The following is a 25,100-nucleotide window of genomic DNA, read 5'->3' as shown; positions in this document are numbered from 1 at the left end:
AAAAGACCATGCAGAAATCGATCGAACGCATAGCCGGCGACAGCGAGGGCGTTTCCTATGAATTCCCGCTGTTTCGCTTCGCTGGAACCGACAAATCCGCGCCTTCGGCCTATCTGCAGGCAGCACTCCATGCCGGCGAACTGCCCGGAGTCGTCGCCATTGATGCACTGATGCCGATGCTGGCCAGGGCCGAGGCGGAGGGGCGCATCAAGGGCGACATCACCATCGTGCCCTGGGCCAATCCGATCGGCCGCGCCCAGTATCATTTCGGCGAACATCAGGGCCGTTTTCATCTGGGCACGCGCACCAACTTCAACCGCGGTTTTCCGCTGCTCGCCGCGCCCGACACGGCACTCCTGCCCGACACCGCGCACGGCACGCCCGACCAGCGGCTGAAGACGAGACTGGTGCAGCTTTCACTCGGCCACGACATCGTGCTCGACCTGCATTGCGACGACGAGGGTCTTTCCTACCTGTATGTCCACACCAGCCTGTGGCCGGCAATGGCCGACTGCGCCGCCGCCATGGGCGTCGAGGCGGTGGTGCTGTGGAGTGAAGACACGGACGGCACTTTCGAGGGCGCCTCGATCATGCCCTATCAGAACGTTCCCGCCGATGTGGCGAAGCTCGGCCGGCGCGTCGTCACGACGGTCGAATATCGCGGCATCCTCGATGTCGATGGCGCGTTCGCGGCGTCGGACGCCGCGGGGCTCTACCGGCTGCTGGTGGCGCGCGGCGTGGTCGCCGACCCGGCCCTGCCCTCACCCGGTGCCTTCACCGGGGTTGTCGCACCGCTCGAAAACATCGACATGATGCCGGCGCCCCGGGCAGGTGCCGTGCTTTACGACGTGGAGCCCGGCGACCGCGTGGCCAAGGATACGCGGCTTGCCGTCATCGTCCACGCACCGGGCGAAGCCGATGGCCGCACCGAGGTGTTCGCGCCGCAGGCCGGCATCGTCCTGACCCGGCGCTCGCGCCGTATCATCCGCGCCGGCGAGGATCTGTTGAAACTGGTGGGCGACAGGAAGAGCGCCGACGCAAGGTCCGGCACACTGGAAGATTGAGCCTCCACCGAATCCAGTTGCGCGGTCGCTCAATCGCCGCTATGGGAATCGCCATGAACATGCGTTCGATCAAGACCGTTTGGTGGTGGGCCTGCTGACAGCGGCCTGTTCGAACGCGTGCGCGTGAAAAGAGAGGGTGGCCGCAGCGGAATGTCCGGGCGGCCATTTGTTTTTTCCAAGCCATTCCCGGGTCCGTTGCCCAAGAAGCTGATGGAGACGGCAATGACGATGAAGGTTCTGGACAACGGCGCAGAGAGTTTTGTGACCGGGGGTGGCATCACCATCACCCGCGAGCGCCACGACCGGCCCTATGAAGGCGCCATCGACGCCTATGTCGACGGGCTGAATGCGCGCCGGGGCGCGGTGTTCTCTTCGAACTATGAATATCCCGGCCGCTATACGCGTTGGGACACCGCCATCATCGACCCGCCTTTGGTGATCTCGGCGCGTGGCCGGTCCATCCGCATCGAGGCGCTGAACCGGCGGGGCGAGGTGCTTCTGCCGGTCATCGTCAAGACGCTCGGCGATATCGCCGAGATCACGATCGCCGAGGCGTCGAAAAAGCTGATCCGCCTCGACGTCGCCAAGCCGGGCCGCGTCTTCACCGAAGAAGAACGCAGCCGCGTTCCTTCCGTCTTCACGGTTCTGCGCGCCATCACCGCCTTGTTCAAGACCGCCGAAGACGCCAATCTCGGCCTTTACGGCGCCTTCGGCTACGACCTCGCCTTCCAGTTCGATCCGGTCGACTACAAGCTCGAACGCAAGCCAAGCCAGCGCGATCTCGTGCTGTTCCTGCCCGACGAGATCCTGGTCGTCGACCATTATTCGGCCAAGGCCTGGACCGATCGATATGACTACGCCGGCAAGGGTTTTTCGACCGAAGGCCTGCCGCGCGACGAGATCGCCGAGCCGTTCAAGACCGCCGACCGTATCCCGCCGCGCGGCGACCATGAACCCGGCGAATACGCCAATCTTGTGCGCCGCGCGATGGACAGCTTCAAGCGCGGTGACCTGTTCGAGGTCGTACCCGGGCAGATGTTCTACGAACGCTGCGAGACCCAACCCTCCGAGATTTCGCGCAAGCTGAAGTCAATCAACCCCTCGCCCTATTCCTTCTTCATTAATCTGGGTGAAGGCGAATACCTGATCGGCGCTTCGCCCGAAATGTTCGTGCGCGTCAACGGCCGCCGTGTCGAGACCTGCCCGATCTCGGGCACGATCAAGCGTGGCGACGACGCCATTTCCGACTCAGAGCAAATCCTGAAGCTGCTCAATTCCAAGAAGGATGAATCCGAGCTCACAATGTGCTCGGATGTCGACCGCAACGACAAGTCGCGCGTCTGCGAGCCGGGTTCGGTGCGCGTCATCGGCCGCCGCCAGATCGAGATGTATTCGCGGCTTATCCATACGGTTGACCATATCGAGGGCAGGCTGCGCGAAGGCATGGACGCCTTCGACGCGTTTCTCTCGCACGCCTGGGCGGTGACCGTCACCGGCGCGCCGAAACTATGGGCCATGCGCTTCATCGAGCAGAACGAGAAGAGCCCGCGCGCCTGGTATGGCGGCGCCATCGGCATGGTCAATTTCAACGGTGATATGAACACCGGCCTGACACTGCGCACCATCCGCATCAAGGACGGCATTGCCGAGGTGCGTGCTGGCGCCACATTACTGTTCGACAGCATTCCCGAGGAAGAAGAAGCCGAAACCGAACTGAAGGCCTCCGCCATGCTCTCCGCCATCCGCGACGCCAAGACGGGCAATGCCGCCAGCACCGAGCGCACCACCGCGCGCGTCGGCGACGGCGTCAACATCCTGCTCGTCGACCATGAAGACAGCTTCGTCCACACGCTGGCCAATTACTTCCGTCAGACCGGCGCCAATGTCTCGACCGTGCGCACCCCCGTGCCGGAAGAAGTTTTCGACCGGCTGAAGCCGGATCTCGTCGTGCTGTCGCCTGGTCCCGGCACGCCCAAGGATTTCGACTGCGCCGCCACCATCGGACGAGCGCGCGCCCGCGAGCTGCCGATCTTCGGCGTCTGCCTCGGCCTGCAGGCGCTGGCCGAGGCCTATGGCGGCGAATTGCGGCAGCTGCATGTGCCGATGCACGGCAAGCCGTCGCGCATTCGCGTCTCCAAGCCCGGCATCATCTTTTCCGGTCTGCCCAAGGAAGTCACCGTCGGCCGTTACCATTCGATCTTCGCCGATCCGGTGCGGCTACCCGACGATTTCGTGGTCACCGCCGAGACCGAAGACGGCGTCATCATGGCCTTCGAGCACCGCAAGGAGCCGATCGCCGCGGTACAATTCCATCCGGAATCGATCATGACGCTCGGCCACAATGCCGGCATGCGCATCATCGAGAACATCGTCGCCCACCTGCCGCGCAAGGCCAAGGACAAGGCCGCCTAGAGACGATGGTCGAAACGCGGGACACGACGGCGGTCGCGGCGAAGGCCGCCCCCAGGCGCAAGGTCGCAAGGCTTGCCTTCTGGTCGATCGTCGTCGCTTGTGTGGTGCTCGCACTCAAGCTTGCCGCCTGGTACATCACCGGTTCCGTCGCACTCTATTCGGACGCGCTGGAATCGATCGTCAACGTCATCGCCTCGGCCGCCGCGTTCTGGGCGATCCAGGTCAGCTACAAGCCTGCCGACCAGGACCATCCGTTCGGCCACCACAAGGCCGAGTATTTCTCGGCCGTCCTGGAAGGCGTGCTGATCGTGGTCGCGGCACTCCTGATCCTGAACGAGGTCTGGCAATCCTGGCTCCACCCCGTCCCGCTCCAGCAGCCTTGGGAAGGGCTTGCCGTCAACGGTGTGGCGACAGTCATCAACGCCTTCTGGGCCTGGGCGCTGATCCGTACAGGGCGCAACGCAAGATCGCCGGCACTGGTCGCCGACGGCCAACACATCATGACCGACGTCGTGACCTCGGTCGGCGTCTTCGCCGGCCTTGTCGGCGCGGTGCTGACCGGATGGCAGATCCTCGATCCGGCGCTGGCCGTGATCGTCGCGCTCAACATTCTTTGGCAGGGCTGGCATGTTATCGGCTCGTCGATGAACGGGCTGATGGACCGCGCCGTCGACACCCAGGAGCATATGCGCATCCGCGACATCATTTCGGCCAATTGCAAAGGCGCGCTCGAAGTGCACGACCTCAAGACACGCATCGCCGGCCGCGCCACCTTCATCGAATTCCATCTCGTCGTCGATGCCGACATGTCGGTCGGCGCCAGCCATGTCATCTGCGACCGCATCGAGGATGCGCTGCAGGCGGAAATCCCTTCCGTGCGCGTCACCATCCATGTCGAGCCCGATGATGAGGCCAAGCTGCCGAAGGGCACGACGGCGGTGCCGTTCGCGTGAGGCAGTTCACCACGTCTCGACTGACAGAGCTTTGATCCGCTCGAAGTCCTGGATATTGCGGGTCATCAGCGTAAGATCGCGCGCGCGCCTGCCCACCAATCAACGCATCGTAGGGACCAATTGGAGTTCCCAATGTGGCAAGCGTTGCCCGAATTTCTCCGGCATGTCTCGCGTCTTCCCGATCGAATTCGAGCACAGGAAACTGCAGAGCCTCGATACGCGCCAAATTTTCGACACAATAGGCGAGACGGCAAAGTCCTGCGGCCTATGCCGTTTCAGCAGGCAAGCAGACCCTCATCGCCCCTTCGTGACCGCGATGACGGCATTGGTGTCGAGCAGGTAGATCACTTGAAGACGTCTTCCAAGGCAGGTCGATCCTGCCCGTCCTGACGTTCCAGTGCTGCCTGGGCGAAATCATCATCAAGCGGTCCAATCACTTGGTCGAGCCACGCCCAGTCCTGCGCAAGCGGTTCCAAGATGACGGTTTGCCCGTGACGGCGTATCGAGACCTCCTCTGTGTCGAAACGGAACTCCTTCGGCAGGCGCACGGCTTGGGACCTGCCTGACCAGAACACTTTCGCTTTGTTCATCGTGCTATCCTCAAATGAGATATAGCAAAGATATATCCCTTCGTGCTGACCTAACCAGGGCTCCGCTTAAGGCGCGCAAGCCGATTGCGGCATCGGTTCCAGCCGGTAGATCTTGTCGTCCGACTTCGTCTTGCCGTCGGCTGCCTGTGAACAGAAATCGACGATCGCAAGGCTGTTGTTGGGATTGGCCAGCATCATCATGCCGTTGGCGCCGCGCTTGAGGAAAATCTCCTTCTGCGTGATATCGCAGGAGAAATCGCTCATCTTCGAGCTCGCCGCGCAGCGCCACTGGTCGGCCTCGCCCTGGCAGGAATAGACCTGCGTGACCTTGCCCGACTTTTGTCGCGTCGTGACCGAAACGGCGATGTCGGCGCCGTCAGGCCAATTGGCAAGGTCGCCGCCCGCCGCGAATGAAGCCAGTTCGACCGGCCCACGGAACACGCGGATCGACTGCGTCAGTTGGTCGGGATGCGAACCGAAATGCGCGGCATCGTAGTCGCGTCCGTAGCAGAAGGCCTGGTCGGGCTTCAGCCGGTCGCGCAGCGGCGGACCCATCGCCGGGTCGATCGGGTCGATGCGGGCGAACTCCGCCTTGCAGGTCGCTGCCGGCATCGGGTCGAGGCGGAAATTGTCGTCCTGCGAGCCCAGCGCCTGCCTGTTGTATTCAGTCGTGCCGAGTTCCTCTTCGGAACCGGCATCGAGATAGATATCGGGCTGCAGGTCCGAAAGGATCAGCCGGCCCTTGTCGTCGACTTTCAGCGACGCCAGCGTGCGGTCGCATTCCATGCCGCAATGGATCGGGTTTGATGCGCCATCCTCGGATTGGTGACTACACCAGCCGCCGGCCCATTCCGGAGCCTTGGCGCCACGCACCGTGGTGGTGACGAAGCCATTGTAGGACGTGCCGGCATTCGCGGCCGGTTCCTCGTTCGGCCTGCTGACCGGATCATGGCCGTAGTAGAAGAAGATCCGGGCCACCTTCTGCTCCGGATGCGCCTTGAGGTGCTTGGCATCGTAGATGCGGCCGAAACAGGCGTCCTGACCGTTGGGACTGAGTTCGGTGAGCTTGGCCGCCTCGTCGGCGAAAGCCGTCGCTCCCAGCAGGCTCAACAAGGCCGCTCCGGACAGGACGCTTGCCAGTCTCTGTTCGAACGCCATGTGACCCCTCCGCATCGGCAGGACGCGACGCCGATTTATGCTACACTCGGCGTCGCGGCCACGCAATTCGCGGCCATCTGTCAACCCGGGGGGAACCATCGCCATGCGTCGACGCGACATGTTCCGCGCGATTCTCGTCGGAGCCGGCACGCTGATTGGACTGCGGGTGGCGCAAGCCGCGGCCACCGAGGCCACGAGATTGAAGGTCGCCTATCATCTCAGTGACCTCGACAAGGTCAATTTCGTGCTGGGCAACATCAAGAACCATTACGAAGGCACCGGCGGCAATGTCGATATCGCGCTGGTCGTCCATGGTCCGGCTCTTGCCGGTTTCAAGTCGAAGGGCATATCGGCGGCGATCTCCGGTCGTTTCACCGGTCTCGTCCAGCAAGGGCTCGATCCGCATGCCTGCGCCAACACCATGCACGGCATGGATATTTCGCTCGCCGACCTGCTCGACGGTTTTCATGCGGCCGACAGTGGCGGCGTCGTCAAGCTCGCCGAACTGCAAAGCCAGGGCTATGCCTATCTCAGGCCTTGAAGCTGCATGGACTGAATGCAAGGGTAGCAAGACCAGCTAAGAACCGCGAATCCCGGAGAAACGACAGTGCCAGCGACAACCACTCCCCTTGGGCTTGTCATTCCCGATCTCGCCGGCAAGGCGGTGCTGGTCACCGGCGCCTCGACCGGCATCGGCGCGGCACTCGCGTTGGCTTATGCGACGCAGAAATGTCTGGTCGCACTGCACTACAATTCCAGCCGTGACGCCGCCGAGAAACTTGGCAAGGCCATTCGCGACAATGGCGGCGAGGTGCTTCTCGTCCAGGGCGATTTTTCCCTGGCCGCCGACGTCGAACGCGTCGTCGAGGACAGCGCGCAGCATTTCGGCCGCCTCGACGGGCTGGTCAACAATGCCGGCGGGATGCTCGGCCGCGTGCCCTACGCCGAGCAGACAGAGGCGCATTACGACGCGGTGATGGATCTCAACGCGCGTTCGGTGCTGACCGCCTCGCGCAAGGCGATGCCGTGGCTGAAGAGACAAGGCGGCTTCATCGTCAACACCTCCTCGATCGCCGCCCGCAACGGCGCCGGCGGTGGCGCCGGGCTTTACGGCTCGGCCAAGGCTTTCGTCTCCAACGTCACGCGCGGCATGGCCAAGGAACTGATCGGCTTCGGCATTCGCGTCAACGCGGTGGCACCCGGCACCATTCTCACGCCGTTCCACGAACGCTACTCGACCGAAGAGCAGATCAGGGGCATGGTTGCCACCATTCCGCAGGGGCGCGCCGGCACGGCTGAAGATTGCGTCGGTGCTTATCTGTTCCTCTCCTCCGATCTGTTGAGCGGCTACATCACCGGCCAGGTGATCGAGGTGAATGGTGGCCAGTTGATGCCTTGAGCCGCGACCTGCATATTGGCGAACGGTATACTCTTGTCGAAAACGCTGAAGGGAGACGAAGGGATGTACGGTCTGATCGGCAAGATGCGAGCGGCTCGCGGCCAGCGCGACGCTGTCATGGACGTCCTGCGCGCCAGCACCGGCGCCCTGCCCGGCTGCCTGAGCTATATCGTTGCCACCGACCCGGCCGATGCCGATGCCATCTGGGTCACAGAAGTGTGGACTGACCAGGCAAGCCACAAAGCCTCGCTGCAGCTTCCCGAAGTCCAGGCGGCCATCGCCAAGGCAAGGCCCTTCATCGCCGGCTTCGAGTTCCAGGTGGAAACCAACCCCGTCGGCGGCTTTGGATTGGCTGACGACAAGGCGGGCTGATCCGGGTGGATGACTCGACCCAAATCGTGAACATTAGCGATGCGAAGGCCAATCTTTCACGTCTCGTTCAGCGAGCCGCCAACGGCGAACCTTTCATGATCGCCAAGGCTGGCAAGTCATTGGTCAAGGTCATTCCTATGGATCAATCGGTGCCGGTACAATCGCGACGGGTTGGCTTTATGGCTGGTCAGTTTTCGGTGTCCGACCGTTTCGATCGCATGAGCGGTGGAGAAATCGAGCAACTGTTCGGCACAGACATCTGAGGCGATCGCTTTTCGATGCAGCGGGGGTTCGCATCCCTTACCGCTCAGTCTAAGACCAGAACATGGATTCCTCGCCCAAGCAGCCGTCTCCTGGCCAGCCGGCCGTCGAGCGCATGGCGCGCATGCGCAAGCCTTGGCAATGGCTGGCCCTCCTCGTCATTTCCGTGCTGTTTGCCGGTGCGCTCGAACTGGCCGCGCTGCCGGCGGCGCTGCTCATCGGGCCGATGCTGGCGGCCATCGTCGCCGGCACCAACGGCGCTACCGTGCGCGTGCCGCGGCTTCTGTTCGGCTCCGCCCAGGCGATCGTCGGCTGCCTCATCGCCGCTTCGATCTCGGCCGACATTTTTCGCGTCTTCTATGCCGAATGGCCGCTGTTCCTCGGCGCAGTGACAGCCACCGTCGCGGCGTCCAGCCTGCTCGGCTGGCTGATCAGCCGGTGGCGCATCCTGCCCGGCACGACCGCCGTCTGGGGATCCTCCCCAGGCGCGGCCACCGCAATGGTGCTGATGGCCGGCGCCTTCGGCGCCGACCAGCGCCTCGTCGCCTTCATGCAGTATCTGCGTGTCATCTTCGTCTCGATGACGGCGGCCATTGTCGCCAAGATGTGGGTCGACACGTCAGGCGTCGAAATCCCGCCGATTATCTGGTTTCCGCCGATCGATGCCCAAGCCTTAGCAGCAACCATTGGCATCGCGCTGGTCGGCGGGCTGGCGGGAAGGCTTTGCCGGTTGCCTTCGCCCTCCTTTCTGGGCACCTTCATCTTCGGCGCGGTGATCCACCTTGGCCTCGGCGTGCCGATGCAATTGCCGCCTTGGCTGCTGGCTGTCAGTTACGCCATGGTCGGATGGTCGATCGGGCTGAACTTCACAAGGCCGATCCTGCGCCATGCGACACGTGCCCTGCCGCAGATCGTCGCTTCGATCGTGGCTCTGATCGCCTTTTGCGGCGGCCTCGCCTTCATGATCAGCCATCTGCTCGACATCGATCCGCTGACCGCCTATCTCGCGACCAGCCCCGGCGGCATGGACAGCGTCGCCATCATCGCCGCCGCCGCCCAGAACGTCGACATCTCCTTCATCATGGCGCTCCAGTCGGCGCGTTTCCTGATCGTGCTGCTTGTCGGCCCGAGCATCGCGCGGCTGGTAGCGCGCGCGGTGAAGGAATAGGCTGCTCCGCCCCGGCTGCCGGCATACTTATGGATCGATCCTAATCCTCGTCGTCGCCCTCGGCCTGCGCGTCGCGACGCCAATAGGCCGTTACCAGGTGCCGGTCGCGGCCCAGGCCCCACTCCTTGCGCACGATCTTGCGGATCTCGCGGAAGTCCGTGAACTCGCATCCGGCCCAGACGTAGAGGTTATCGGCAAGCGCCATGTGGCTGCGCTCGCGCAGGGCGGCCGCCAGCAGGCCGGCGGTGCCGGCCGCGCGGTCGTGCCGGTAAAGCCAGGTGATTTCGATGTTGTCGCCTTGCGCCAGCGCGATGCGGTCGTCCGGGCCATCGACCTCGATGAGCGCCTCGACGCGGGTTGACGGCCGCAGTTCCCCCAGAATCCGGCCAATTGCCGGCAGCGCTGTGTCGTCGCCGACCAGCAGCAGGGTCGGCGCCGTCGGCGTCTCGCCGCCGCTTGGCCCGATCATGCCGATGACGTCTCCCGCCACCGCGTTCTGCGCGAATGTGGCGGCGGGCGTGTCATGGCCGGGGTGCAGCACGAAATCGACATCGAGCCAACCGCTTGTCGGATCCACCGCCCGGATCGTGTAGATGCGGACGGTGAGCGCATCCTCACCGGCAGGCCACACAAGCAGGCCGTCGGCGCCTATCGAGGGCCAAACGGGCGGCCTGCCCCGCGGCGGCAGCAGCAGCCGGATGTGCAGGCCGCCATGGGTAAACCGGCCAAGATCATCGCCTGCAAAGCGCAGGCGCTGCATGTGCGGAGAAATCCGCTTTGACGACACCACCGTGATTTCGCGGAAGAAGATCGGGGTGCCGGTGTCGCTGCCGTCGCCTTGCCAGCGCAGTCCGCTCGTCGTTCCGAGATGCTGCGCGACGTGGCCGGCGACCGTCATCTTCATGTAGGACAGGCAGGTTTCGTCTACGGCCGAGACGCGGATCAGCATGGAGTCGCCCTCGAGTGCCGCGCTCAGCGAACCGTAGTACAGGCGAAGTTCCCATCGATCGGCAACACCGGTCTCGACCTCGAATTCGCTGTGCTCGGTGCGCAGCCGGTCCATCACCGACCTGATCGCCGCATCGCTGATCCGGGTTTGCGCTCGCAGTTGGTCCATCGTTCGCGTCTTTCGAAACGGTTTGAAGCAATCGGCCGCAGGAGGGCCGCGCCGGCAGCGGCATGCCATAGACGTTCCGAAGTTTCCACAGAAACTTGAATACATAAGTCATCTTATATATTGAACCGCTACGTCCCGTTGGCGGCCAGGTCCGGCCTCGGCCTGTTGGAAGGGCACGCACGTCGGCGACGACGTCAGACGGAACGTGGCCCGGCACGCGCCCGGCTGTCGGCATGGCTTTCGGTACGGCTTGCCTCCGGCTGGCCGCTCCTGTATGAAAGCCGCCATGAACACGCGCGCCACCACCGCTTCCCGTCAGACCGGCTTTGCCGGCGAGACCGTGCGCGCGCTTGCCTCGACGCTGCTTCTTCTCGGCCTTATCGGCGATCGCCGGGTTCGCTGAAGGAGCGCCCGGCGGTCGAGCCGCCGCGCAAGCGCATGCTCCTTGGCAGTCACATCAAGCGAACGAAAAACTGGTAAAGGCGCCACTCGCCACCCATCCGCCTGAAGGCGGATTCGAGGGTCGCCGGGAGAAACGACGATGAACGCACGAGAAGAAATCCGCGTAAGCGAGGCCCCGGCGGGCCAGCAGAACGGCGGCATGCCGGACGCCGCCCGCAAGTACCAACCCTATCCAATCGTGGGCCTCACCGACCGGACCTGGCCCTCGAAAGTGATCGACAAGACGCCAATCTGGTGCTCGGTCGACCTGCGCGACGGCAACCAGGCGCTGATCGACCCGATGGGCCACGAACGCAAGGCGCGCATGTTCGCGCTGCTGCTCGACATGGGTTTCAAGGAGATCGAGATCGGTTTTCCTTCGGCCTCGCAGACCGATTTCGACTTCGCCCGCTGGTCCATCGAAGAGGGCAGCGTACCGGCCGACGTTTCGCTGCAGGTGCTGGTGCAGTGCCGGCCCGAACTGATCACCCGCACCTTCGAAGCGCTCAGAGGCGCCACCAACCCGATCGTGCATTTCTACAATTCGACCAGCGAGTTGCAGCGCCGCGTCGTCTTCGAGAAGGACGTTGCCGGCATCAAGCGCATCGCCACCGATGCCGCCAAGATGATCACCGACATGGCAGCGGGTGCCGGCGGCGGCTACCGTTTCGAATACTCGCCCGAAAGCTTCACCGGCACCGAACTCGAGGTGGCGCTGGAGATCTGCAACGCGGTCACCGAGATCGTGAAGCCGACGCCTGACAACAAACTCATCATCAACCTGCCGTCGACCGTCGAGATGTCGACGCCCAATATCTATGCCGACCGCATCGAGTGGATGTGCCGCAATCTCGACAGGCGCGAGAACCTGATCATTTCGCTGCACCCGCATAATGACCGTGGCACCGGCGTCGCCACCACCGAGCTCGGCCTGATGGCCGGCGCCGATCGCGTCGAAGGCACGCTGTTCGGCAATGGCGAGCGCACCGGCAATGTCGACATCGTCACGCTGGCGCTCAACATGTACACGCAAGGCGTCGATCCGAAGCTGGACTGCTCCGACATCAACCGGATGAAGGATGTCTACGAATATTCGAACCAGCTGAAGATTCCCGAGCGCCATCCCTATGTGGGCGAACTCGTCTACACCGCCTTTTCCGGCTCGCACCAGGATGCCATCAACAAGGGTATGAAGGCGCTGAAGAAGGCCAACACGCCAGTGTGGGAGGTTCCCTATCTGCCGATTGACCCGGCCGACGTCGGCCGCAGCTACGAAGCCATCATCCGCATCAACTCGCAGTCCGGCAAGGGCGGCATCGCCTATGTGCTGCAGGCGGATTACGGGCTCAACCTGCCGCGCAACCTGCAGATCGAGTTTAGCCAGGCAATCCAGGCGATCACCGATGCCGAAGGCAAGGAAGTGCCGGCCAGGCGCATCTATGAGCGCTTCCTCGATACCTATGTCGACCAGCCGGGCGCCAGGCTGAAATTCCTCGATCACCACACCTATCCGGACACCGAGGTAAAGGGCCGGCGCGTTGTCGAGGCGGTCATTATCGACGACGGCAAGGAGATGACGATATCAGGCACAGGCACAGGCCCGATCGACGGCTTCGTCGATGCGCTGTCGCGCCATGTCGGCGTCGATATGTCGGTGCTCGACTATTCCGAGCACTCGATGCAGCGCGGTTCGAACGCCTCGGCCATTTCCTATGTCGAGATGGAACATCCTGACGGCAAGCTGTTCGGCGCAGGCATCAACACCAACATCGTCGCTGCCTCGCTGGAGGCCGTGGTGTCCGCCGCCAACCGGATTATCGGCAAAAGAGCCGGTTGATACAGGCTTGGAACGAATTCGGGACCATCGTCGTTTAGCGATTGGTCCCGACTTTTGTGTCATTAACCACCGGGAAATTATCCGGTGTGGTACGCGATCGCATAATACGTGTATGCTTGTACGGTGGTGCGGCAACGATATGATCGCGCCTCAACCTGTGCCGACTTCGAGAGGATCGACACTTGCAGCATGCCACGCCTGCCGCCCCCGCAGTGCGCGAGACACTGGAGCGACTGCTTGCCAGCGAAACGTTCGGGAGATCCGAGCGCGCGCGCAAATTGCTTCGCTATCTCGTCGAGCGCGAGCAGGCCGGGGAAGCCGACAGGCTCAAGGGCTTTTCCATCGCCATGGATGTTTTCGGCAAGGACGGCGATTTCGATCCGTCCACCGATGCCGTCGTGCGGGTGCAGGCGGGCCGCCTGCGCGAACTGCTGCAACATTATTTCGCCAATGAAGGCATTGCCGAGCCGGTCCGCATAGCCATTCCGCGCGGCGGTTACGTCCCGGCCTACGAACTCAATGCCATCCGCCTGCCGCAAGCAGCGGAAGCCGCCAGTCACGCAGAGCCGACAGCCAGCCTGCCCGAACAGTCCGGTGCCGCCGATGATGCCGCACCCATGGCGGCCTTGCTCGGCCAGGTTCCTGCGGCGGGCCTCTCGGTGACGCGCCATCTCAGGTTCTTCTGGATCGCGATCGCCGTGGTTATCGCCATGTTGGGCGTTCTGATCCTGCGCCAGGGCGGCGGTGCCTTGCTGGCGGGAGGCGACATCCCGGCAACGTTCGAGACCGCCGGCGAAACCGGCAGCATCACGCCGTCGCCCATGGTCGAAGCGCTGCCGCTCGTCTACATCGCCCTCAGGGCCAACACTCCCAATGCCAGTCGCGTCGCCGCATCGCTGCGTGCCGGCCTGAGCAGCTTTGATACGATCGACTTCATCGGTCGCAACACCGTCAACAAAGCCGATCCGGTCGCCGATGCGACGAGTTTCATTTTCGATATCCTGCCTGGACCAGATGCGGGCGACGTTACCATCGAACTGCAAAGCTTGGCGTCCGGACGGGTGCTGTTGTCGCGCAACCTGACCGCCGCCGACAGCGCACCAACCGTAGTCGAGGATCGCATATCCGGCATTCTCAGTGCAGCACTTCCCGCTTCTGGCACCATCTACAATTACATCGAGCAGTCCGGCGCGGAGACCGGCCTGACGCAGTGCCTGCTGCTCAACGACAAGTACTATCTCGACCAGAACGCCAGGACTCACGAGACCGCCTATCGTTGCCTCGAAGCCCTTGCCAACAGTGGCGCGAAATCGTCACTGGTTTATTCGGAACTCGCCTCATTGCATTTGGAGGCCGTGACCGACCACTACGCCTACCCGCCGGACGCAACGATCGAGAAGGCGATGACGTTTGCCCATCGCGCCGTGCAGATGGGGCCGACCAGCCCGTACGCACATCGCTCCTACGGCTACATCAATTCGCGCCTCGGCAATGCCGACGAGGCCCTGCGATGGATGCGGAAGGCCCATGATCTTAACCCCTACGATCTCGCCATGGCCGCCGCCTATGGCTACGGGCTGGTTTTCGCCGGCCGGTACGCCGAAGGAACACCTCTTCTGGCGCATGCCGTGGATGCCTCGAGCGGCCACCCGACCTGGTGGGACTTTGGGCTTTTCGCCGGAGAATTAATGCTGGGCGATACCAGCAAGGCAGCGATAGCCAGCAGCGCTCTGAGAACCACTGCGGCGAAATCGCACTATCTCGCCGCCCGTCTGATCGGCGCCAAGATCGCCGGTCGGGACAACCAGGCACGCAGGCTGCTTGATGAGCTGATAACCGAATTTCCGAAATTCGCCGCCAATCCGCGCGCAACCTTCATCGACAGAAAATATCCCGCCGATCTGACCGAGCGGCTGGTCGACGCCTTGCGTGCCGCCGGGCTCTTCAACGCGAGCTAGATGTGAGCCATTCCAGGGCAGCTAGTGCCGGGTTCCCTTCCGGAGTTGCGTGAAAATGAGGACTTCAAGCGGACAGCGAGTCCATCGAATAATGAAAGGCCCAAAAGCGTTTCGCGTCGAAACGGATTCATGCGACACGCCTTAGGTCTTTTTGCTCGTGCGTGTCGTTCGCCCAAATCGAGGTCGCTTTTGGGAGCGGCATCCACCAGCAGCCGGCTCGCTGTTCGGCCAATCGCCTAATCGCGAAAATTTTACTGGCGAATGCTCTGGACTAGGAGCAATTCAGCCACATTTCCATCGCGCCTTCTCGAATAAAGCCTCAATCTTTCATGACTTCATCACTTTATGCCGACGAACGGGGTGTGGGTTCGAAGACCATCGTCCTGCTGCATGGTTTTGGCGGCAGCCACGATGTCTGGCGCGAGGTGATCTCCTTGCTGCCGCCTTCCGTACGCACATTGGCCTATGATCTGCCGGGACACGGCCTGTCGCTCGACTTTCCGTCGGCCGGACCGGCCAAGGTCGCGGCAAACGCCATCCTTGCCGACCTCTCCGCACGCGCGATCAAGCGCGTCCACCTCGTCGGCCATTCGATGGGCGGCGCGGTTGCAGCGCTGATGGCGTTGGCGGAGCCGGCAAAAGTCGCCTCGCTGACGCTCCTGGCGCCGGGCGGTTTTGGCCCCGAAACCAATGGACCGTTGTTGCGCCGCTTTGCCCGCGCGCAGGACCTGGCCGAAGTCCAGGCCTGCCTCGCCGAAATGTCCGGCCCTCGAGCCGCGCCCTCGCGTCGCATGGCCGAATTGCTGTGCGAAATGCGCGGCCGCCCCGGACAAACCGAAAAGCTCGTCGAGATCGCGGCCGCCATGACCAGGAGCGATCGACAGGGCGTCATCCCGCGCGAGCGGCTCGATGCGCTGAACATGCCGGTGATGGTGGCGTGGGGATCGGATGACGCCGTTCTACCCTTTACCCAAGTGGATGACCCGCCGGAGCGCTTCCATGTGCACCATGTGCTGGAGGCCGGCCATATGCTGGCCGAGGAAGCGCCCGACCTGATCGCCGAGATCATTCGCCGCAACAGCAATCGCCGCGTCGGGCCGCAACGGGTGAAACTGTCCGCCGCGGCCAGCTGACTTCTTCCGTCTGCGCCGCCAACGGCGACCCTTGATGCATTGATCTCGCCAGTGCATTTTGCCGGCGGCTGTGTTAACTCCATGTTAACCAAACCCGCGAGGCCACGCCCATGAAGGATGCAGGCGAAAAGATCATCGACCCGTCGAGAAAATTGTCCGATGCCATTCGCGATGTAAAGAATGCCTTTGCCGATCGCGACGACGTCGTCGTCGACATGCGCGAGGCGCATCGCATGCGGCTCGACCTTCTTGCCACCGAACTCGCGCCCGTTTTTGCCGACGTTCCCGCCGACATGGACAGTTTCGACTTCGTCGTCTCGTCCGGTCTGCAGCCGCGCCTGTGGATCGACGCCGTCAGCCATGTCGCCATGGGGCGCGACCGCCGCACCTACCGTTTCCTGAAGGACACCCGCATCGGCCGTGTGGTGCTGGCCGAATCGAGCGAGATGAAGCCGGTTGCCGATTCCGTGACGCGCTATGTCGCCGAGCGGATCGTCGAACGTCAGAGAATGATGGAGGGTGGCGTCGAGGCTGCCGTTCCCGGGATGAAGCGGCACGTGGTGCCGGAAGCCGAGCCGCCTTTGCGATCGCCACCGCGCAGCAAGGGCTGGTCGGCCGTCCTGTCCGGCCTTGGCCTGATCGCCGCAGGCGCGCTGGTGGGATTGGCGGTTTCGATCGTGCTGTTCTGGGACCGTATCGTGGCGCTGGGGCTCAGCTTGCGGCCATAGCCGGTTGCGCCCCGAGTTCGAGCGTCTGCAGATCCGAAGGTGGTATCGCCGGCCCCGTCAAGCCGCGCCGCGTCAGGCGGATGCGCCAATCGCCTTTTTCACCGTCTATGTCGAACAGATTGTACTGCGCCGCCGGAGGCTTGCCGCCGGGAGCCTGGCCGGCCGCGGCGACGCCAACCACCGGGACCTTGGCGTCGCGCGGGCCGATCTGAAACAGCGACGGCAGATGTGAATGGCCATGCAGGACGAGCTCGGCACCGTGCCGGCGAATGATTTTGTGGAAGCGGGCGATGCCGAACAGCCGCTTGTGCTGCGGGACGGCGCCCCGCACCGGCGGATGATGGATCATGATCGCACGGAACAATCCTTGCTTCGCCGTCGCATCGAGTATTTTGCGCAGCCGCTCGGCCTGGCCTTCCATGAAGAAGCCGTTGGCCATGAAGGGTGCCGTGGCACGCGCCGTGGTGATGCCGATCAACGCGACATTGCCGCGCACGCGCAGATAGGGAAACGAATTGCGATCGACCGGACTGTTGACGCCGTCGCCCGTCATCCATGCCGCCCAGGACCGGCACACCTTGTCGAAGGCGCCAGGCACATAGGCGTCATGATTTCCCGGCACCACCGACACGTCATGCGGCGAGCCGAGCGTCTCCAGCCAGTGCTTGGCCATCTCGATCTCGCCATCGAGCGCCAGGTTGACGAGATCCCCGGTAACCGCGAGGTGATCGGGCGCGCTGGCCTTGATATCGGCCACGATGGTGTCGATCACCGCATCGTGCATGTGCCGGCGGCGGTTGCGCTGCCAGTTGACGTAGCCCAGCACCCGCTTGGAGGCGAGATCGCGATAGGTTACTTCAGGGAGTGGCCCCAAATGGATATCGGAAATATGTGCGAGCCTGAACATTTCTCTTTCATAGGCGACGCGCACGCGGCTTTCCACCCACGGTTTCGCGACTGATGACGACCGATCCCGAGAGCACTTTGCGCCAGACCGGCTGGCCGGGGCTGCGAGCCAGGCTGTTCCATCTCTACTTTGTGCTGCGGCGGCCAATGACGCTTGGCGTGCGCGGGCTCATCCACGAAACGGCATCCAACTCCCTCTTCCTCATCCGCCACACCTATGTGCCGGGCTGGCAGCTTCCCGGTGGCGGGGTCGAGATCGGCGAGACGATGGCCGAAGCGCTGGCGCGCGAACTGGCGGAAGAGGGCAATATCACGCTGACCGCTCCGCCGGTGCTGCGCTCGATGCATTTCAACCGCCGCGCCAGCCGCCGCGACCATGTCGGCCTGTACCTGATCGAAAAATTCAGCCAGGCGGCCCCGAAACTGCCGGACCGCGAGATCGCCGAGGCCGGTTTCTTTCCGCTCGACCGTTTGCCCCAGGGTACGACCCCGGCAACGCTGCGGCGCATCGCCGAGGTTTTTGGCGGGAAGCCGCCGTCACCCTATTGGTAGTTCAGGCAGCCGCCTTGGCGAACCGTGCCCTGTCATGCCCCGCGCCGTAGTCAATTTCCGGCCCCACAGGCACTATACGCGTCGGGTTGATCGTTTCGTGGCTGCCGTAATAGTGCGACTTGATATGATTGAGGTTCACCGTGCCGGCTACGCCAGGCACCTGGTAAAGATCGCGCAGATAGTTCGACAGGTTGGGATAGTCGGCGATGCGGCGCTGATTGCATTTGAAATGGCCGACATAGACCGGGTCGAAGCGCACCAGCGTGGTGAACAGCCGCCAGTCGGCTTCGGTGATCCGCTCGCCGACGAGATAGCGCTGATTCGACAGCCGATGCTCCAGCGTGTCGAGCGCGGCGAACAACTCCCCGAACGCTTGCTCGTAGGCGGCCTGCGTGGTGGCGAAGCCAGCGCGATAGACGCCGTTGTTGATGGCAGGATAGACCAGTGCATTGACCGCGTCGATCTCGCCGCGTAGCGCCTGCGGATAGAAGTCGAGGTTGGCGTCACCCCAAGCGTCGAAAACTGAATTCAGCATCCGGATGATTTCGGAGGATTCGTTGGAGACGATGGTCTCATCCCTTTTATCCCACAGCACCGGCACCGTGACCCGGCCGGAATAGTTAGGGTCGGCCCTGGTGTAGATCTGGTGCAGGAAGTCCAGGCCATAGAGCGTGTCACCTGTGGCTCCGTCCTGCGCTAGGAACGTCCAGCCATCGGCGCCCATGAAATGATGGACGACCGACACGGAGATGATGCCTTCAAGCTTCTTCAGCGCCCGGAAGATCAGCGTTCGGTGCGCCCAGGGACAGGCAAGCGAGACATAGAGGTGATAGCGACCGGGCTCCGCCTTGAAGCCGCGGCCGCGGCCGCGGCCTTCGGCAGGCGCCCCGTCACGAGTGATCCAGTCGCGCCATTGCGACTGCGCCCGCACGAATTTGCCGCCGCTGCCTTTGGTGTCGTACCAGCGGTCCTGCCATTTGCCTTCGACCAGCAATCCCATCGCTTGTCCTTCCTGTCTAGTACATCATGTAGGGCTCCAAGTCGTTGCATGGAATCGCCGGGCGCTGAACAGATCGTCAAGCACGTCGCGGCGCCCGTTGCTCTCTACCTGCAAAACCGCCGATTGCAGCGGCGGGAAATTGATGCTAGCGGACACTCCGCATGTTCGATTTTGCTTTGATCCGGTTCGACCGACGACGAAAGGGCGCCCACGCTTGATAAAGCGCTGATTGGCGAATGCTGCCGTTTGCAGCAAACCTTTCCTCCTGTACCGGAACGCAAAGACCATGAGCCTTGCCGACGTAGAATACCTGCCGGAAACTCCGGCGCACGACCCTCAGATCGAAGCCATCAATGACGAAGCCTTCGGGCCCGGCCGTTTTGTGCTGGCCGCCTACAAGATCCGCGAGGCCGGCGGGCATGAACGCGCGCTGTCCTTCGTCGCCATGGACGGCGATCTCGTGGTCGCATCAGTTCGCATGACCCGCATCGCCGCAGGCGCCGGACGCGCGCTGATGCTCGGGCCGCTCGCGGTGCGGCCGGCCTTCAAGAATCTCGGCATCGGCCGCCGGCTGGTGGCGATCGCGCTGGAAGCGGCCGCCAAGGCCCGAGCGCCCGCCGTCATGCTGGTCGGCGACGAGCCCTATTATGGACCGCTCGGCTTCAAGCGTATCCCGCGCGGCCAGATATCGATGCCACGCCCCGTCGATCTCGACAGGCTGCTGTCGCACGAGATCATGCCGGGCGCGGTTGCAAGGCTCACGGGCGAGGTCTGCCATGCCGACCAGGCCAGGGTCGCCGAGCACTTTGCCGCGATGGCTTGACCATTCGCGCCGATTGCGCGCCTGATCCACGCCTGACTCTCATGTGAAAGGATGACGCCATGAATCCAAACGGCGAGGTCGCGGTTGTTACCGGCGGCGGCTCCGGCCTTGGCGAGGCGACGGCGCGCGCGCTGGCCGCCAGGGGCGCCCGCGTCGCCATCTTGGATATCGGCGTCGATCGGGCGGCCAAGGTGGCGGCCGAGATCGGCGGCATCGCCGTCCAATGCGATGTCGGCAGCGCCGACAGCGGTGTTGCCGCGCTTGCCGAGGTCGCGGCCAAGCTGGGCGAACCGCGCATCCTGGTCAATTGCGCCGGCATTGCCATCGGCGTGAAGACGATCGGCAAGGATGGTCCCCATTCGCTCGATCAGTACCGCAAGGTGATCGAAGTCAATCTGATCGGCACTTTCAACATGATCCGCCTCGTCGCCGACCGCGCCGCAAAGCTCGACCCGCTGCAGGGCGGCGAGCGCGGCGTCGTCGTCAACACCGCATCCGTCGCCGCCTATGACGGCCAGATCGGCCAGGCCGCCTATTCGGCATCAAAGGGCGGGGTCGTCGGCATGACGCTGCCGGTGGCGCGCGATCTTGCCCGTTCCGGCATCCGGGTCTGCACCATCGCACCCGGCATATTCAGGACGCCGATGATGGCCGGCATGCCGCAGGAGGTGCAGGATTCGCTGGGCGCCGCGGTGCCCTTCCCCTCGCGCCTCGGCGAGCCGTCGGAATATGCGGCCCTTGCCTTGCACATCATCGAGAACCAGATGCTCAACGGCGAGACCATTCGTCTCGATGGCGCCATTCGCATGGCTCCGAAGTAGCACTTGCCAGCCTGGCGCCATCGTCTGATAAGTGGAATAGCCAAATCAACTTAGCAGGGCGAGCATTTGGCCGATCGAACGAAGGACGTGATCCGCGAGACCGACGCCGAGGCGATCCGGCAGGCCAAGACACTCATGCGCCGCGCCCGCTTCGGCGCCTTGGCGGTGTTGGAGCCGCAAACGGGTTCGCCGCTGGCGAGTCGGGTCGGCGTCGCCACCGACATCGACGGCACGCCGCTGATCCTGGTATCGCAGCTTTCGGCCCATACGCCCGCCATACTTGCGGACCCGCGCTGTTCGCTGCTGCTCGGCGAGCCGGGCAAGGGCGACCCGCTCGCGCATCCTCGGTTGACGCTGATCTGCCGGGCAGCGCGGATCGAGCGCGGATCGGACGCGCATGCACGCGCCGAACGCCGCTATCTCAACCACAATCCGAAGGCCAGCCTCTATGCCGGCCTCGGCGACTTTTCGATCTTTCGTCTCGAACCGCAGCGCGCCAGCCTGAACGGCGGCTTCGGCAAGGCCTACCTGCTTGATCGCACCGATCTCATCACCGACGGGCCGATCGTCGAGGAACTGGCAGCCAGCGAGCAATCCGCGATCGACCACATGAATGCGGACCATCTCGACGCCGTCGCCCTCTACGCGCATCATTTTGCCCGGGCATCCGGCGACGGCTGGGTCATCGCCGGGTTCGATGCCGACGGCATGGATCTGGCCTCTGGCGACGATGCCGGCAGGGTCTTCTTTCCGCAGCCCTTGGTCACAGCGCATGAGTTGAGGCACGTCTTGGTCGACATGGCCAAGAGCGGCCGGGCGGCAACGTCGCCAAATAACCGCACTTAAATTACGTTTGATCAAAAGCAACGCTTGAGATTTGAATGAAATGTTCTACCCTTTGGCTGTGGCGCTGACTCGTTGGCGACCATTCACAACTGAGTTTATGGATTCAGGCACCATTGCCCCCATGGTGCCTCGATGAGCAAAGAGCATGGGGGATCGATGATCTCGACAAAGCTAATCGCCAACGCCGGATCGGCGGCCGAATTTCTGATGCTGATGGGCAATGAAAAACGGCTTTTGATCATGAGTTATCTGATCGACGGTGAAATGTCGGTCGGAGCCATCGCCGAGAAGGTGATGCTCAGCCAGTCCGCCCTGTCGCAGCATTTGGCAAGGTTGCGGGCGCTGGACCTTGTGGACACCCGCCGCGACCGCCAGATGATCTACTACTCCTGCAAATCCGACGCTGTGCGCGAACTGCTTGCCACGCTCGACGGCATTTTCGGCAGCGGTAAGGATGATCTGTCCCAGATGGCACAAAGGCTGCGTCGCGCCGGAACTTGAACGGCTGGGCGCGTAAACGTTTACGCCGCCAGCGGCCTTCGGCAATGTGCGTCCATCCTGGGCGCGCAAAATACACTTTGACACTGCATCCGCGCATCGTGTTCTTGGCAACCGATTCCGATTGTCAGCCGAGGCTCAGATGATCCTTGTCCACATCGACGATCCGCAGGATCCGCGCGTCGCCGCCTATCTCGACATCCGCGAGCGTGACCTCGCCGGTCGACAGGGCCGCTTCATTGCCGAGGGCAAGGTGGTGCTCGACATCCTACTGTCGGCCGCGCGCTTCCGCGCCGAATCGGTGCTGGTTCTGGAGAACCGCTTGGCCGGCCTCGAAAAAATCCTGCACAACGCATCTCCTGACCTGCCGGTCTATGTCGCCGCCGGAGCTGTGATGGATGCCATTGCCGGGTTTCACCTGCATCGCGGCATTCTTGCCATTGGTCGCAAGGAGACGCCCCAGCCGGCCGAGGCCCTGCTGGACGGCTTGCCTGCCCGAGCATTGATCGTGGTGCTCGTCGGCATCGCCAATCATGACAACATGGGCTCGATTTTCCGCAACGCCGCCGCGTTCGGCGCCAATGCGATCCTTTTGGATGCGACCTGCTGCGATCCGCTCTATCGCAAGGCGATCCGCGTTTCGGTCGGCGCGGCCTTGAAGGTCCCGTTCGCCTCGTTCAGCGACACCGCGCGGTTCGCCGCGACGCTCGACCGGCGTGGCTTTACCCAATTTGCGCTGTCGCCGCGCGGGACATCAGACATACGCGATGCAAAGCCGGCCGAACGCCTGGCACTCTACCTCGGGACCGAGGGCCACGGCCTGCCCGAAAGCCTGCTCGCCCGTCTCAATACTGTTCGGATCAACATGTCGGAAGGCTTCGACAGCCTGAACGTCGCGGCGGCATCCGCCATCGCCCTGCATCATTTCTGCGCCGGCGGTGCCTGAATTCAATCTGCCGCAACCGCCTTCTGTAACGCCCGCACGCGGTCGGCAAGGCTGCGGCCGCCGCTGTTCGGACGCGCATCCTGCTGCGCCTCCAGCGCCTTGGCGATCGGCGACCCCGGCCCTTCGAGCTTGGCTGTCAAGTTGACGACTTCCGCCGCCAGGTCATTCATCTGTTCGCGCAACATGGAACTTGCGTGGCGTGTATCGCCCTGCGGGCTGGCGGCCTCGGCGGCGGACAGATCCGCCTTCAGCCGCTTGTTCTCGCGTGCCAGTGCCGTCAGTCTGGCCTCCAGCCGCTCACGGTCGGCGTCGAGCCTGGCGATCGCCGTTTCGACGTCGTCGCGCCTGTCCGCCTGTACCTGCCCGCCGATCAACCGCAAGGCCGAGGCGCCGTCCCCAGCCTTCGCTTTTTCGCGCTGCCGCGCCAGATCTTTCTCGCGGCGTTCGAGCTTCTCCTCTCGGTCGGCAAGCGCGGCGAGCAACCGTTCGACTTTCTTGTCCAATTCGGCGGTTTTTTTCCTCTCGGCCTTCAGCGCCTCACGCGCGGCCTTGCTTTCGGCCGCGATCTCCTGGTTGCGCCTGTCCGCCTCCTTGCGCTGGCCGCGCAGCAGCGCGATATCGCTGGCGAGCTTCTGCAACTCGGATTCGCGCGCCACAAGTTCGATCTGGCGGCTGCTGGAGGAGAAGCTGGCGTCGTCATACATGCGTTCCAGCTTCTCAAGCTCAAGCGCGCGCTTCTCCAGTTTGCGTTCGGTCTCCTTGAGCCGCTCGGATAGCCGGTGCAGTTCATCCTCGCGCTGGTGCAGCGCCGCGTTCTTGGCGGCCAGTTCATCGAGCACCTGGTTCTTGTCCATGCGCTCCAGCGCCAGCCCCTTCAGGGCCTCGCGGCCGCGATTGATCTCGATGAGCTGCTCGGTCGATTTCTCGCGCAGCGCCTTGACGTTCATCTCGAGGCGGCGCGTCGCCATGGCGAACTCCGCCCGGATCCGGTCCTTGTCGGCCCCGATTTCGGCTTGCGTCAGCGGGATCGAGGCTTCGATGCGTTTGCGCGTCAGGGCGACCGCCCGCCGCCAGATGGCCGGAGCCACCATCAGCGCCAGAAAGCCGGCGCAGAGAAAGCCGAGAGCAAAGAACAGGACCGACTGAACCAAGTGACTATCCGTTATCGCGCGCCGACATGCAACAATACGAGGATCAAAAGCCGTCGCGACTTTTGACCGTTACTCTGTTGGCATGACGGAAATCAGGCGCTGCGGCAAGGGCTCGCCGCGGCGCATATGGGTCATCGGATCTGGATTCTTATCGAAGCGTATACACATTCCGGTCGTGACCTCGGGTCAGAACGGATTCCACGTCGCCCGTTCGGTAAGCTTCAGGTAGCCGAGATTGACGCCGAGCCGGGCGCCGACGCCGGTGCGGATCGGCACCAGCAGCACATTGTTGTTCTTCAGCACATTGAATCCGACGCCCGCCACCACATAAGCCGAGCCGGCGACGCCGCCATAACGGTTGTAGAGATTGCCGACGTCATCGAGATTATAGACGAGCATCATCACCCGCGATCCCTCGCCGCCGAAATCCCAGCCGAGCGACGGGCCTTGCCAGAACACTTTATGGTCGCCGGCATTCTTGGTGTAGAGTGTGCCTTCGCCATAGGTCAGGCCGCCGATCAGCGCGCCGGATCCCTCCTCGCCAAGCAGATAGCCATTGGGCAAGCCATAGGAAGCAAAAATCTTCTCCACGACTGTGGCAAGGCCGCCCGATGTCGCGCCGAAGAACTTGTGACCGGAATCGACAATCTCCTGAGCGGTGTACTCCTGGGCCCGCAGGGCCGATGTCGAGAAGACGAGAACGCCCATGAGCGTGATCGCCATTGAGAGGACACGGAGAAAACTCCGGCCGTAGAATCGGGAAAACATGCTTCCAATCTCCGTCAGGGAGCACTTTCGCCGACGCCTCGCACCCGTACGGCTCTTTAGGCGGCCGTTAAGGATGGCTGTTAGGGGCAAACTATGCCGTAATCCTTTTTCAACCATTAAACTCGCACATGAAGATGGCGGTTCGAAGGCTGTTGGGGTCGTTCATACAGGCAAGCAGCCTGCGTGAACGCGCCATAG

The 25,100-nt window shown here is 63.2% G+C and carries 25 protein-coding genes; 18 read left to right on the top strand and 7 right to left on the bottom strand.

Annotated elements, in window-relative coordinates; genetic code table 11:
• Positions 1–8 precede the first annotated feature (8 nt).
• The 3 genes from LB547_RS07810 (at position 9) to LB547_RS07800 (ending at position 4,429) form a co-directional block, all read left to right on the top strand.
• Positions 9–1,064 carry a succinylglutamate desuccinylase/aspartoacylase family protein gene (locus LB547_RS07810; protein WP_140657054.1) on the top strand — a complete coding sequence of 352 codons (1,056 nt, stop codon included), beginning with the start codon at positions 9–11 and terminating at the stop codon, positions 1,062–1,064.
• Positions 1,065–1,286: 222 nt separating this feature from the next.
• Positions 1,287–3,476, top strand: a complete 2,190-nt coding sequence (locus LB547_RS07805) for an anthranilate synthase (RefSeq protein WP_140516966.1) — start codon at positions 1,287–1,289, stop codon at positions 3,474–3,476.
• A gap of 5 nt (positions 3,477–3,481) precedes the next feature.
• Entirely contained in the window at positions 3,482–4,429 is a 948-nt protein-coding gene (locus LB547_RS07800) for a cation diffusion facilitator family transporter (protein ID WP_224702874.1), read from the top strand.
• Positions 4,430–4,773: 344 nt separating this feature from the next.
• On the opposite strand, the gene LB547_RS07790 is transcribed toward LB547_RS07800, so the two are convergent.
• Positions 4,774–5,019: an antitoxin gene (locus tag LB547_RS07790; RefSeq protein ID WP_140524936.1), complete on the bottom strand. Its 246-nt coding sequence runs from the start codon at positions 5,017–5,019 to the stop codon at positions 4,774–4,776.
• A 66-nt stretch (positions 5,020–5,085) separates the two neighbouring features.
• A complete protein-coding gene (locus LB547_RS07785) occupies positions 5,086–6,177 on the bottom strand; it encodes a hypothetical protein (RefSeq protein WP_140672478.1) in 1,092 nt (363 codons plus the stop codon).
• Positions 6,178–6,280: 103 nt separating this feature from the next.
• On the opposite strand from LB547_RS07785, the gene LB547_RS07780 reads away from it, so the two are divergent.
• From LB547_RS07780 to LB547_RS07760, 5 genes are all read left to right on the top strand, one after another.
• Complete coding sequence (locus LB547_RS07780) at positions 6,281–6,718, top strand: DsrE family protein (RefSeq protein WP_140524937.1); 438 nt, start codon at positions 6,281–6,283, stop codon at positions 6,716–6,718.
• 66 nt (positions 6,719–6,784) lie between these two features.
• A complete protein-coding gene (locus tag LB547_RS07775) occupies positions 6,785–7,576 on the top strand; it encodes an SDR family NAD(P)-dependent oxidoreductase (protein ID WP_140672479.1) in 792 nt (263 codons plus the stop codon).
• A gap of 63 nt (positions 7,577–7,639) precedes the next feature.
• Positions 7,640–7,948, top strand: a complete 309-nt coding sequence (locus LB547_RS07770; protein ID WP_140567149.1) for a putative quinol monooxygenase — start codon at positions 7,640–7,642, stop codon at positions 7,946–7,948.
• Positions 7,949–7,953: 5 nt separating this feature from the next.
• A complete protein-coding gene (locus tag LB547_RS07765; RefSeq protein ID WP_140524939.1) occupies positions 7,954–8,211 on the top strand; it encodes a type II toxin-antitoxin system Phd/YefM family antitoxin in 258 nt (85 codons plus the stop codon).
• A gap of 62 nt (positions 8,212–8,273) precedes the next feature.
• Positions 8,274–9,377, top strand: a complete 1,104-nt coding sequence (locus LB547_RS07760; RefSeq protein ID WP_140524940.1) for an AbrB family transcriptional regulator — start codon at positions 8,274–8,276, stop codon at positions 9,375–9,377.
• A 40-nt stretch (positions 9,378–9,417) separates the two neighbouring features.
• Here the strand turns inward: LB547_RS07760 and LB547_RS07755 are convergent, their stop codons facing one another.
• Entirely contained in the window at positions 9,418–10,494 is a 1,077-nt protein-coding gene (locus LB547_RS07755; RefSeq protein WP_140567155.1) for a siderophore-interacting protein, read from the bottom strand.
• 541 nt (positions 10,495–11,035) lie between these two features.
• Between LB547_RS07755 and leuA the strand changes: the two genes are divergently transcribed.
• The 4 genes from leuA (at position 11,036) to LB547_RS07735 (ending at position 16,591) form a co-directional block, all read left to right on the top strand.
• The gene (leuA, locus tag LB547_RS07750) at positions 11,036–12,772 is read left to right on the top strand and encodes a 2-isopropylmalate synthase (protein ID WP_140760093.1); all 1,737 of its coding nucleotides are present in this window, start codon (positions 11,036–11,038) and stop codon (positions 12,770–12,772) included.
• Positions 12,773–12,954: 182 nt separating this feature from the next.
• On the top strand, positions 12,955–14,730 hold the full coding sequence (locus LB547_RS07745; protein ID WP_140728532.1) for a tetratricopeptide repeat protein: 1,776 nt from the start codon (positions 12,955–12,957) through the stop codon (positions 14,728–14,730).
• Positions 14,731–15,059: 329 nt separating this feature from the next.
• Positions 15,060–15,863, top strand: a complete 804-nt coding sequence (locus LB547_RS07740; RefSeq protein ID WP_140760084.1) for an alpha/beta fold hydrolase — start codon at positions 15,060–15,062, stop codon at positions 15,861–15,863.
• 110 nt (positions 15,864–15,973) lie between these two features.
• On the top strand, positions 15,974–16,591 hold the full coding sequence (locus LB547_RS07735) for a hypothetical protein (RefSeq protein WP_140496090.1): 618 nt from the start codon (positions 15,974–15,976) through the stop codon (positions 16,589–16,591).
• Here the strand turns inward: LB547_RS07735 and LB547_RS07730 are convergent.
• Positions 16,575–17,498: a metallophosphoesterase family protein gene (locus LB547_RS07730; protein ID WP_140496091.1), complete on the bottom strand. Its 924-nt coding sequence runs from the start codon at positions 17,496–17,498 to the stop codon at positions 16,575–16,577. The genes LB547_RS07735 and LB547_RS07730 overlap by 17 nt on opposite strands.
• Positions 17,499–17,551: 53 nt before the next feature.
• Between LB547_RS07730 and LB547_RS07725 the strand changes: the two genes are divergently transcribed.
• A complete protein-coding gene (locus LB547_RS07725; protein WP_140556147.1) occupies positions 17,552–18,049 on the top strand; it encodes an NUDIX domain-containing protein in 498 nt (165 codons plus the stop codon).
• Position 18,050: 1 nt separating this feature from the next.
• Here LB547_RS07725 and LB547_RS07720 read toward each other — a convergent pair whose 3' ends face one another.
• The gene (locus LB547_RS07720; protein ID WP_140760078.1) at positions 18,051–19,049 is read right to left on the bottom strand and encodes a glutathione S-transferase family protein; all 999 of its coding nucleotides are present in this window, start codon (positions 19,047–19,049) and stop codon (positions 18,051–18,053) included.
• A 286-nt stretch (positions 19,050–19,335) separates the two neighbouring features.
• Here LB547_RS07720 and LB547_RS07715 point away from each other — a divergent pair, with 286 nt between their 5' ends.
• From LB547_RS07715 to LB547_RS07695, 5 genes are all read left to right on the top strand, one after another.
• Positions 19,336–19,872 (top strand): GNAT family N-acetyltransferase, encoded by a 537-nt coding sequence (locus LB547_RS07715; RefSeq protein ID WP_140496094.1) that lies wholly within the window; start codon positions 19,336–19,338, stop codon positions 19,870–19,872.
• Positions 19,873–19,931: 59 nt separating this feature from the next.
• Positions 19,932–20,693: a 3-hydroxyacyl-CoA dehydrogenase gene (locus LB547_RS07710; RefSeq protein WP_140518304.1), complete on the top strand. Its 762-nt coding sequence runs from the start codon at positions 19,932–19,934 to the stop codon at positions 20,691–20,693.
• A gap of 66 nt (positions 20,694–20,759) precedes the next feature.
• Entirely contained in the window at positions 20,760–21,539 is a 780-nt protein-coding gene (locus tag LB547_RS07705) for a HugZ family protein (RefSeq protein WP_140582207.1), read from the top strand.
• Between the two features lie 156 nt (positions 21,540–21,695).
• Entirely contained in the window at positions 21,696–22,040 is a 345-nt protein-coding gene (locus LB547_RS07700) for an ArsR/SmtB family transcription factor (RefSeq protein WP_140760683.1), read from the top strand.
• Between the two features lie 139 nt (positions 22,041–22,179).
• The gene (locus LB547_RS07695; protein WP_140760075.1) at positions 22,180–22,983 is read left to right on the top strand and encodes a TrmH family RNA methyltransferase; all 804 of its coding nucleotides are present in this window, start codon (positions 22,180–22,182) and stop codon (positions 22,981–22,983) included.
• A 2-nt stretch (positions 22,984–22,985) separates the two neighbouring features.
• On the opposite strand, the gene LB547_RS07690 is transcribed toward LB547_RS07695, so the two are convergent.
• Positions 22,986–24,134 carry a hypothetical protein gene (locus LB547_RS07690; RefSeq protein ID WP_140518301.1) on the bottom strand — a complete coding sequence of 383 codons (1,149 nt, stop codon included), beginning with the start codon at positions 24,132–24,134 and terminating at the stop codon, positions 22,986–22,988.
• Positions 24,135–24,320: 186 nt separating this feature from the next.
• A complete protein-coding gene (locus LB547_RS07685; RefSeq protein WP_224518884.1) occupies positions 24,321–24,857 on the bottom strand; it encodes a DUF1134 domain-containing protein in 537 nt (178 codons plus the stop codon).
• Positions 24,858–25,100 lie beyond the last annotated feature (243 nt).

The sequence above is a fragment of the Mesorhizobium sp. B264B1B genome, assembly GCF_020165765.1.
GTDB lineage: Bacteria > Pseudomonadota > Alphaproteobacteria > Rhizobiales > Rhizobiaceae > Mesorhizobium.
This window is presented reverse-complemented; position numbering and strand designations above follow the sequence as displayed.

Bases quoted from the DNA above. Each gene is read 5' to 3' on its own strand.
- LB547_RS07780 (WP_140524937.1), top strand. From the start codon at position 6,281: ATGCGTCGACGCGACATGTTCCGCGCGATTCTCGTCGGAGCCGGCACG.
- LB547_RS07785 (WP_140672478.1), bottom strand. From the start codon at position 6,177: ATGGCGTTCGAACAGAGACTGGCAAGCGTCCTGTCCGGAGCGGCCTTG.
- LB547_RS07720 (WP_140760078.1), bottom strand. From the start codon at position 19,049: ATGGGATTGCTGGTCGAAGGCAAATGGCAGGACCGCTGGTACGACACC.
- LB547_RS07695 (WP_140760075.1), top strand. From the start codon at position 22,180: ATGATCCTTGTCCACATCGACGATCCGCAGGATCCGCGCGTCGCCGCC.
- LB547_RS07735 (WP_140496090.1), top strand. From the start codon at position 15,974: ATGAAGGATGCAGGCGAAAAGATCATCGACCCGTCGAGAAAATTGTCC.
- LB547_RS07730 (WP_140496091.1), bottom strand. From the start codon at position 17,498: ATGTTCAGGCTCGCACATATTTCCGATATCCATTTGGGGCCACTCCCT.
- LB547_RS07760 (WP_140524940.1), top strand. From the start codon at position 8,274: ATGGATTCCTCGCCCAAGCAGCCGTCTCCTGGCCAGCCGGCCGTCGAG.
- LB547_RS07800 (WP_224702874.1), top strand. From the start codon at position 3,482: ATGGTCGAAACGCGGGACACGACGGCGGTCGCGGCGAAGGCCGCCCCC.
- LB547_RS07710 (WP_140518304.1), top strand. From the start codon at position 19,932: ATGAATCCAAACGGCGAGGTCGCGGTTGTTACCGGCGGCGGCTCCGGC.
- LB547_RS07790 (WP_140524936.1), bottom strand. From the start codon at position 5,019: ATGAACAAAGCGAAAGTGTTCTGGTCAGGCAGGTCCCAAGCCGTGCGC.
- LB547_RS07805 (WP_140516966.1), top strand. From the start codon at position 1,287: ATGACGATGAAGGTTCTGGACAACGGCGCAGAGAGTTTTGTGACCGGG.
- LB547_RS07810 (WP_140657054.1), top strand. From the start codon at position 9: ATGCAGAAATCGATCGAACGCATAGCCGGCGACAGCGAGGGCGTTTCC.
- LB547_RS07755 (WP_140567155.1), bottom strand. From the start codon at position 10,494: ATGGACCAACTGCGAGCGCAAACCCGGATCAGCGATGCGGCGATCAGG.
- LB547_RS07770 (WP_140567149.1), top strand. From the start codon at position 7,640: ATGTACGGTCTGATCGGCAAGATGCGAGCGGCTCGCGGCCAGCGCGAC.
- LB547_RS07685 (WP_224518884.1), bottom strand. From the start codon at position 24,857: ATGGCGATCACGCTCATGGGCGTTCTCGTCTTCTCGACATCGGCCCTG.
- LB547_RS07715 (WP_140496094.1), top strand. From the start codon at position 19,336: ATGAGCCTTGCCGACGTAGAATACCTGCCGGAAACTCCGGCGCACGAC.
- LB547_RS07740 (WP_140760084.1), top strand. From the start codon at position 15,060: ATGACTTCATCACTTTATGCCGACGAACGGGGTGTGGGTTCGAAGACC.
- LB547_RS07725 (WP_140556147.1), top strand. From the start codon at position 17,552: ATGACGACCGATCCCGAGAGCACTTTGCGCCAGACCGGCTGGCCGGGG.
- leuA (WP_140760093.1), top strand. From the start codon at position 11,036: ATGAACGCACGAGAAGAAATCCGCGTAAGCGAGGCCCCGGCGGGCCAG.
- LB547_RS07700 (WP_140760683.1), top strand. From the start codon at position 21,696: ATGATCTCGACAAAGCTAATCGCCAACGCCGGATCGGCGGCCGAATTT.